The following is a 7,273-nucleotide window of genomic DNA, read 5'->3' as shown; positions in this document are numbered from 1 at the left end:
GGTCGACGTAGAGCAGGGCCGTCACCAGCGGGGGAAACGTGGTGATGACCAACTGGCCGATCAGCTGGGACAGGATGCTCACGATCAGCAGCCCGCCGAGCGACAGCAGCACCTGCGCGTCGGTCGAGTCCGGCCCGAGGCCGGAGTTCAGCGCACCGGGAAGCATCCCCGCCGCCTGGACCGGGAGCTGTACGACGTAGGCCGCGAACGCCGCCATGCACCCGGCCAGCAGCGTGATCCCGAAGATCCGCCACCAGTCGCCGCGCACCAGCTGCCAGGAGCGGCTCATCGCGTCGACCGGGCCCCGGTTCTCGAAGACCACGGCGGCGGGGGCGAAGGCGAACCGTACCCAGAGCCATATGCCGAGCGGGGCCGTGACGATCGCGCCCAGCAGGGTCCCCGGAATGAGCGCGACCACTTTGCCGTCGTCGGTGAGCAGTTCGACCAGGAGCGCGGTGAAGCCGGTCAGGAACAGACCGACCGGGATCAGCCAGATCAGCGCGGTCAGAACGATCGTGCCGGTCATCGCCGGGAGCCGCGCCCACGCCAGCCGCCGGACCATGCGGTAGGTGACCGGTCTGCCCAGCACCGCCTCCCGCAGGATCGCCGGGCAGGCGGCGTGCAGCATGGCGCTCGCGCCCAGCAGGGCCAGGGCCGCGACGGCCCACACCACGACGAGGGCGACGATCAGGGGCCGGACCTCGTCCCAGCCGGAGTCCGGGGTGTCGGCGGCGTACGACCGCTCGATGTCGTCCGACATCAGCGCGTAGGTGACCCCCATCGCCGCGACGATGACGACGCCCGCAGCCGCGTACACCGTGACCGCGATGCCCAGCAGCGGCTTCCAGCAGCGGCCGATCGTGGCGAACGCCCCACCGAGGACATCGCCGAGACCCAGCGGGCGCAGGGGTATGACCCCTGGTTTCGGCGCGCTCGGCGGCGGCCAGCCGCGGTGCCCCGGAGGGGGGTTTCCAGATGCCACTGAGGTCTCCCGTATGTCCCTGTTCTGCCTGGCCGGACGGGGGAGAGAGTAGCCGTCCGGCGGTACGGGGTTGTCATGCCCCCGCACGACCTCGTACTCGGCCAGGGTTGTGTACGGTCGTACGCAACGATGTGTACACTCGTACGCATGGGATACGGACTGCTGGCCGCGGCGATCGTGGCGGAGGTGGCCGGGACGACGGCCATGAAGTACAGCGACGGTTTCACCCGGCTGTGGCCCTCACTTCTCACCGCCGTCGGCTATATCGTCGCCTTCTCACTGCTGGCGCAGACGCTCAAGACCCTCTCCGTGGGGACCGCGTACGCGATATGGGCCGGTGTCGGCACCGCGGCGGTCGCCGCGATCGGCATGCTCTTCCTCGGGGAGACGGCCAGCCTCGCCAAGTTCGCCGGGATCGCCCTGGTGATCGCCGGAGTGGTCGTCCTCAATATCGGAGGGGCCCACTGATGGCCCGCCGGTACGACCCGGGGCGCCGTCAGCGCATCATCGACGCGGCGATCCGGGTCGTCGGACGCGACGGAATCGCGGGGCTGAGCCATCGCACCGTGGCCGCCGAGGCCGATGTGCCGCTCGGCTCGACGACGTATCACTTCGCGTCCCTCGACGAACTGCTGACCGCCGCCCTGCGGCAGACCAACGAGAACTTCTCATCGGCCGTCCGGTACAGTCCCGGGCTCGCCGACCCGGACACCGACATCGCCGGGGAGCTGGCACGGGTCATCGGGGTGTGGCTGTCCGGCGAGCGCACGGCGGTGGAGCTGGAGTACGAGCTGTATCTGGCGGCCCTGCGCCGCCCCGTGCTGCGGCCGGTCGCCGCCGAGTGGACCGAGAAGGTCGTGGCGGCGCTGTCGCAGCGCACCGACCCGGTCACCGCGCGGGCGCTCGTGGCGCTGATGGACGGGATCTGTCTGCAGGTGCTGCTGACGGGTGAGGCATACGACGAGGGGTACGCCCGGGAGATGCTGGCGCGGGTGCTGGGGTGAGCGACCGGGGTGCCGGGGTGAGGGAAGGGCCCCGCCGGATCGGTTCGCCCGGGGCGCGCGGGGGGCGTTAGGTTCTCCCCATGACCGATATCTCTCGTACCTCCGGCGCCGTCGCGGCCGGGCTCGCCACCCTGGCCGCCGACGGAACCGTTCTCGACACCTGGTTCCCCGCCCCCGAAACGGTCGCCGAGCCCGGCCCCGCCGGGACCGAGCGGCTCTCCGCCGAGCGCGCCGCCGGACTCCTCGGCGAAGGCGCCGCCCGGGCCATCGGTCCGGACGCCCGCCGAGGGGTCGAGGTCGTCGCCGTCCGCACGGTCATCTCCTCGCTGGACGAGAAGCCGCTCGATGCGCACGACGCCTATCTGCGCCTCCATCTGCTCTCCCTCCGCCTCGTCAAGCCGCACGGCCAGAGCCTCGACGGCGTCTTCGGCCTGCTCGCCAACGTCGCCTGGACCTCCCTCGGTCCCGTCGCCGTCGACGACATCGAGAAGGTCCGCCTCAACGCGCGTGCCGAGGGGCTGCACCTCCAGGTGACCAGCATCGACAAGTTCCCGAGGATGACGGACTACGTCGTCCCCAAGGGCGTCCGCATCGCCGACGCCGACCGCGTCCGCCTCGGCGCGCACCTCGCCGAGGGCACCACCGTGATGCACGAGGGCTTCGTCAACTTCAACGCCGGGACGCTCGGGACCTCCATGGTCGAGGGCCGTATCTCCGCGGGTGTCGTCGTCGGCGACGGCTCCGATATCGGCGGCGGCGCGTCCACCATGGGGACGCTCTCCGGCGGCGGCAATGTCATCATCTCGATCGGCGAACGCTGCCTCGTGGGAGCCGAGGCCGGTGTCGGCATCGCCCTCGGCGACGAGTGCGTCGTCGAGGCCGGGCTGTATGTCACCGCCGGGACCCGCATCACCGTGCCGGACGGCGAGATCGTGAAGGCGCGCGAGCTGTCGGGGGCGAACAACATTCTCTTCCGGCGGAACTCGGTGACGGGTGCGGTGGAGGCCCGGCCGAACAACGCGGTGTGGGGTGGCCTGAACGACGTGCTCCACAGCCACAACTAGCGCCCCCTTGGGGACCACCCCCAGCGCCTTGCTGCTTGCCCGGCCGGTCCCTTTCGGCCAGTCCGGCGATTGAGGACACGCCCGAGGGCGTGCCGTCCCACGTGGGACTGGTTTCGTACGGCGGGCGCGGTCCGGCCGGCCCCGGGGGGCTCAGCAGCCCGCACCCGTGGGGACGTGGCAGTCGAGCGTGGTCAGCGCCTCCCGCAGGGCCGCGGTCGTGGGCGGGTCCGCCGGGAGCAGGGGCTCCCGGACCGGACCCGTGCCGATGAGAGCCTTGGCGGTGACCGCGCCGGGCAGGCCGGACGACATCATGAGTTCGGTCAGGGGGAGCGTGAGCTGGTTGAGGCGGGTGGCCTCGGCGGTGTCGCCCCGGGCGAACGCGTCGAGCACGGCGCGCAGCGCGCGGGGCGCGACATTGGCCACCGTGCTGACGTAGCCCGTGCCGCCCACCGCGTACAGCGGAAGGTTGAGTTCCTCGCAGCCCGAGTAGTACGCGAGGGAGGTGTTCGCGATGGCCTTGGTCGAGCCGAGGAGATCGTAGGCGCAGTCCTTGACGGCCACGATGCGGGGGTGGTCGGCGAGCCGCAGCACAGTGTCGACCGCGATACGGGTGCCGGTGCGGCCGGGGATGTCGTAGAGCATCAGAGGGATGCCGACGGAGTCGGCCACGCGCCTGAAGTGTGCTTCGACGGCCGGCTGCGGCGGGCGGCTGTAGTACGGGGTGACCACCAGGAGCCCGTCCGCGCCCGCCGCTTCGGCCGAGCGGGCCAGTGCGACGGTGTGGCGGGTATCGGCGCTGCCGACGCCCGCCAGGACGGGGACGTGTGGGCCGACCGCCTCGCGTACCGCCGCCACCAGCACGGTCTTCTCGGCGTCCGAGGTGGTGGGGGATTCCCCGGTTGTGCCGTTCAGCACCAGGCCGTCGCAGCCCTCGGACACCAGGCGGGCGGCGTGGCGGGCAGCCGCCGCCAAGTCCAGTTCACCGTCGGTGGTGAAGGGAGTGATCATCGCGCAGAGCGCCCGGCCGAAGGGGTGCGGTGTGGTCATGTTCCGCAGTGTCGGCCGACAGAACACTGAAGGTCCACTTAGTTCTGCTTGGGGTGAGGGGCAAGCGATGCTGAACAGTCATCAGCGATGCCGACCAGCCGTGCGCGGCGCCCCCGCCCGTTGACCTCGACCGTGCTTGATGTTTCACGATGGCGATCGGCGGCGGACCACAGGGGTACGCCCAGTCGAGGGGATATCGCCATGGCCGAGTACGTGACCGAGTACGTGGCCGAGTTTGTGACCGTACAGCCGGACGCCCGGCCCGACCTCGGGCGCACCGGGGTCGGGGTCGTCAAGGTGTCCACTTGGGACGTCGGCACCCCCGAGCGGCAGCGGGCCACCCTCCGTGCCATCGACGAGGCGTGGCGGAGCCGGGAGTGGCCCGATGTCGGCCTCCTCTCGTACAGCGTTCTCCCCGGGGAGGACGGCCGGACCTTGATGCACTACTCGCAGTGGGCGGACGAGGCCGCCTATCAGGAGTTCTTCCGTACGTTCCGGGACGCGCGGAACGCCGATATCGACGCGGCCGTGCCCGGTATCGAGCGGCTCTCCCTGCATTCGTACGAGCTGTACCGCAGCAGTGCGGAGGAGGGGGACACCCGCGTGCCGGGATGCGTGGTGACCGTGGAGGTGGAGTTCGACGGGCCCGACGCCCGGCGGCAGCGGGATTGGGTTGACGGGGTCTTCAGGGCGCTGGACTCCGACCGGGCGGGCGTCGATGACGCTGACGGCGGAACCGGCGGCCTGCCCGACGAGGGCGGGATCTCCGGATGGTTCCACATCAGTCTCGACGGGACCCGGATGCTCAACTACGCCGAGTGGGAGACCGCCGACGCGCACCGTGCCGCGCTGTCCGCTCCCGGCGGAGCGGACACCGAGGCGTGGAAGCGGGTGCACAGCTATCCCGGGGTGATCGGGCAGAGCGTGACGCGCTACACGCCCGGACTGAGTTTCAGCCCGGGCGCGTAGCGCACGGAGATCCACGGACGGCGAACCGGCGGACCGGGATCCGGCGGACGGCGAACGGGCGGACCGGGAACTACGGGCGGAAGCGCAGCACCTGCGGGTCGTGGTCGCTGTTCTGGTCCGCGAACTCCGCGTTGATGTGCACGCTGTCATAGCTGAAGTCGCCGACCGACGGACTGGTCAGAATCTGGTCCAGCACCTGGCTGTTGCCCTGGAAGACATAGGAGTAACGATCCGGCCGAGGCAGGGAGTCGACCGCCGCGTGGAGCGCGCCGCCGTTGGTGAGCGCTTTCGTCGTCGCCGAGAACTCGAAGTCGTTGATGTCCCCCACGACCAGGACATCGGCGCGGCGGTCGGCCTTGAGGATCTCCTTGACGAAGGTGTTGACCGAGCGTGCCTGCTGGAGGCGCCTGACCTCGGAGGAACGGTTCGGGGGCTGGTGGTGGGAGGTGAGGGCCTCGTCGCCGCCCTTCGAGCCGAAGTGGTTGGCGATCACGAAGACCGGCCGGCCGCGGAAGCGGAACTCGCCCGCGAGCGGCTTGCGGCTCGCCTCCCACGCACTGTTCGCCGGGTCGATCCGGCCCGGCGACAGTGTCAGCGCCGCCCGGCCCCCTTCCCGTACGACACCGGTCGGTGTGGTGGCGTCGCCGCCCGGGCGGTGGGTGAAGGAGACACGTGCCGGGTTGTAGAGGAAGACCTGGCGGATATTGCCGCCCGGCTCGCCGCCGTCCTGGTTGTTCACCGGGTCGACGCTGCTCCAGCGGTACGCCGGGCCGCCCGCCGCAACGATCGCTTCCGTGAACTTCTTGACCGTCAGATCGGCGGCGACGGTACCGTCGTTCCGCGCCCCGCTGTTGTCCTGGATCTCCTCCAGGGCGAGGATGTCCGGTGACGCCAGATTCCCGACGACGGCCCGGCCGAGCGCGTCGAAGGTCTCCTGCGGGTCGGACGGGTCGAGATTTTCCACGTTGTACGTGGCGACCGCCAGTTCCCCGGTGCGCTGCGGGCGGGTCCGCTCCCGCTCGATCCCTCCGTCGGCCACGGTGCCGATGGTCCGCGCGGCCAGGGTGTAGCCGCCGTACTGATGGAAGTCGAGCGGGCCTTCGGACCGTCCGGTGAGCACATCGCCGACGTTCGCTTCCGGGAAGGGCTGCTCGGCGAGCGGGGTCAGGGACTGGACCTTGAGCCGTCCGGGGTTCTGCGCCGTATAGGAGCCGTACAGCGTTCCGCCGCGCGCGGTGCGGTTCTCGGCCGGCCGCACCGTCACCCACAGCTCCGAGAACGCGGTCGCGCCGACGACCCGGGAGGTGCCGATGCGGACATCGCTGCCCTCCAGGGACTCGTAGTAGTCGAGGGCGTACGCACGGGGCCGCAGCGGCAGGGCATTGATGCTGCCGCCCGCCGCCGGGTCACCGGTCGGGGCGTAGGCGGACGGCACCGACCAGGCGGAGATGGTGACCGGAGCGGGCAGCGCGTTCCCCGATGAGACGACGGTGACCGCCGGGCGGGAGATCTGGGTCAGCGACTGATTGCCGCTGGAGGTGCCGCCGGGGACGAACTCGCTCACCGTGCCGGAGACCCGCACCTCGTCGCCCACCCGCACCCCCGGCGTCGAGCCGGGGCCGGTGAAGACGAACACGCCCTCGCTGGTGGCCGGGTTCCCGTCGGCCGCCGGGTCCTGGAACCAGAAGCCGCGCGACGAGCCGTAGGTCCGTACGCCCGTGACGACACCGGGGACCTCCGCGACCTGCTGTCCGACCAGCGGGGAGATCCGGGTGGTGCCCTGGATGTCATGGATACGGACGCCGGCCGGGGTGGGTCCGCCGACGGCCGCGATCCGGTCGGCGGGGGCCGCCGACGCGGCGGTGGAACCGGTGAGCAGGCCCCCGGCCAGCGCGGCGACGGCGATCGCGGCGACGGCGGCGGTTCCCGGCGCGCGGGCGGTTCCGGTAGTGGCGGAGGTTCTCGTGACGACGGACGAAGGCATCGGAGCTCCGGGGTCGAGGTGGCGAGAGACGTGCGGGCGAGGTGGCGAGGAGCGGTGCGGTGCGGTCCAGCGCGGTCCAGCGCGGTCCAGTGGTTCTACGCGCGTCAATCTCTTGGTTTCGGAGGGTACTTGTCAAGGGTGGGCGGGTGTACGGGGGCGGGCGGTCCGATGAAGCGGGGGCGGTGCCGGACCGGTTCCGGTGGGGCCGCCCCAGGCCACGCGC

General features: G+C 71.3%; 7 protein-coding genes. 4 read left to right on the top strand and 3 right to left on the bottom strand.

Annotated features, from left to right (window positions below; translation table 11 throughout):
* The coding region (locus tag ACWF94_RS27830) for a hypothetical protein (protein ID WP_453494171.1) at positions 1 to 982 on the bottom strand (982 nt) is incomplete at its 3' end.
* A 147-nt stretch (positions 983 to 1,129) separates the two neighbouring features.
* On the opposite strand from ACWF94_RS27830, the gene ACWF94_RS27825 reads away from it, so the two are divergent.
* The 3 genes from ACWF94_RS27825 to dapD all read left to right on the top strand — a co-directional run bounded on the left by ACWF94_RS27825 (position 1,130) and on the right by dapD (position 3,050).
* Positions 1,130 to 1,450, top strand: a complete 321-nt coding sequence (locus tag ACWF94_RS27825; protein ID WP_453494168.1) for a DMT family transporter — start codon at positions 1,130 to 1,132, stop codon at positions 1,448 to 1,450.
* Positions 1,450 to 1,986 (top strand): TetR/AcrR family transcriptional regulator, encoded by a 537-nt coding sequence (locus tag ACWF94_RS27820; RefSeq protein WP_453494165.1) that lies wholly within the window; start codon positions 1,450 to 1,452, stop codon positions 1,984 to 1,986. The genes ACWF94_RS27825 and ACWF94_RS27820 overlap by 1 nt, the downstream gene beginning before the upstream one ends.
* Positions 1,987 to 2,066: 80 nt before the next feature.
* Positions 2,067 to 3,050: a 2,3,4,5-tetrahydropyridine-2,6-dicarboxylate N-succinyltransferase gene (gene dapD / locus ACWF94_RS27815; protein WP_453494162.1), complete on the top strand. Its 984-nt coding sequence runs from the start codon at positions 2,067 to 2,069 to the stop codon at positions 3,048 to 3,050.
* Positions 3,051 to 3,200: 150 nt separating this feature from the next.
* On the opposite strand, the gene dapA is transcribed toward dapD, so the two are convergent.
* A complete protein-coding gene (dapA, locus tag ACWF94_RS27810; RefSeq protein ID WP_453494159.1) occupies positions 3,201 to 4,097 on the bottom strand; it encodes a 4-hydroxy-tetrahydrodipicolinate synthase in 897 nt (298 codons plus the stop codon).
* A 201-nt stretch (positions 4,098 to 4,298) separates the two neighbouring features.
* On the opposite strand from dapA, the gene ACWF94_RS27805 reads away from it, so the two are divergent.
* Positions 4,299 to 5,066, top strand: a complete 768-nt coding sequence (locus ACWF94_RS27805; protein ID WP_453494156.1) for an antibiotic biosynthesis monooxygenase — start codon at positions 4,299 to 4,301, stop codon at positions 5,064 to 5,066.
* Between the two features lie 70 nt (positions 5,067 to 5,136).
* On the opposite strand, the gene ACWF94_RS27800 is transcribed toward ACWF94_RS27805, so the two are convergent.
* A complete protein-coding gene (locus tag ACWF94_RS27800) occupies positions 5,137 to 7,050 on the bottom strand; it encodes an endonuclease/exonuclease/phosphatase family protein (RefSeq protein ID WP_453494153.1) in 1,914 nt (637 codons plus the stop codon).
* Positions 7,051 to 7,273 lie beyond the last annotated feature (223 nt).

This window comes from Streptomyces sp. NPDC055078, assembly GCF_053607985.1.
The sequence above is the reverse complement of the archived record's forward strand: the minus strand, read 5'-3'. Positions and strand labels throughout refer to the sequence as shown.

Excerpts from the sequence above, each read along its gene's own strand:
- dapD (WP_453494162.1), top strand. The coding sequence starts at position 2,067 with ATGACCGATATCTCTCGTACCTCCGGCGCCGTCGCGGCCGGGCTCGCC.
- ACWF94_RS27805 (WP_453494156.1), top strand. The coding sequence starts at position 4,299 with ATGGCCGAGTACGTGACCGAGTACGTGGCCGAGTTTGTGACCGTACAG.
- ACWF94_RS27820 (WP_453494165.1), top strand. The coding sequence starts at position 1,450 with ATGGCCCGCCGGTACGACCCGGGGCGCCGTCAGCGCATCATCGACGCG.
- ACWF94_RS27825 (WP_453494168.1), top strand. The coding sequence starts at position 1,130 with ATGGGATACGGACTGCTGGCCGCGGCGATCGTGGCGGAGGTGGCCGGG.
- dapA (WP_453494159.1), bottom strand. The coding sequence starts at position 4,097 with ATGACCACACCGCACCCCTTCGGCCGGGCGCTCTGCGCGATGATCACT.
- ACWF94_RS27800 (WP_453494153.1), bottom strand. The coding sequence starts at position 7,050 with ATGCCTTCGTCCGTCGTCACGAGAACCTCCGCCACTACCGGAACCGCC.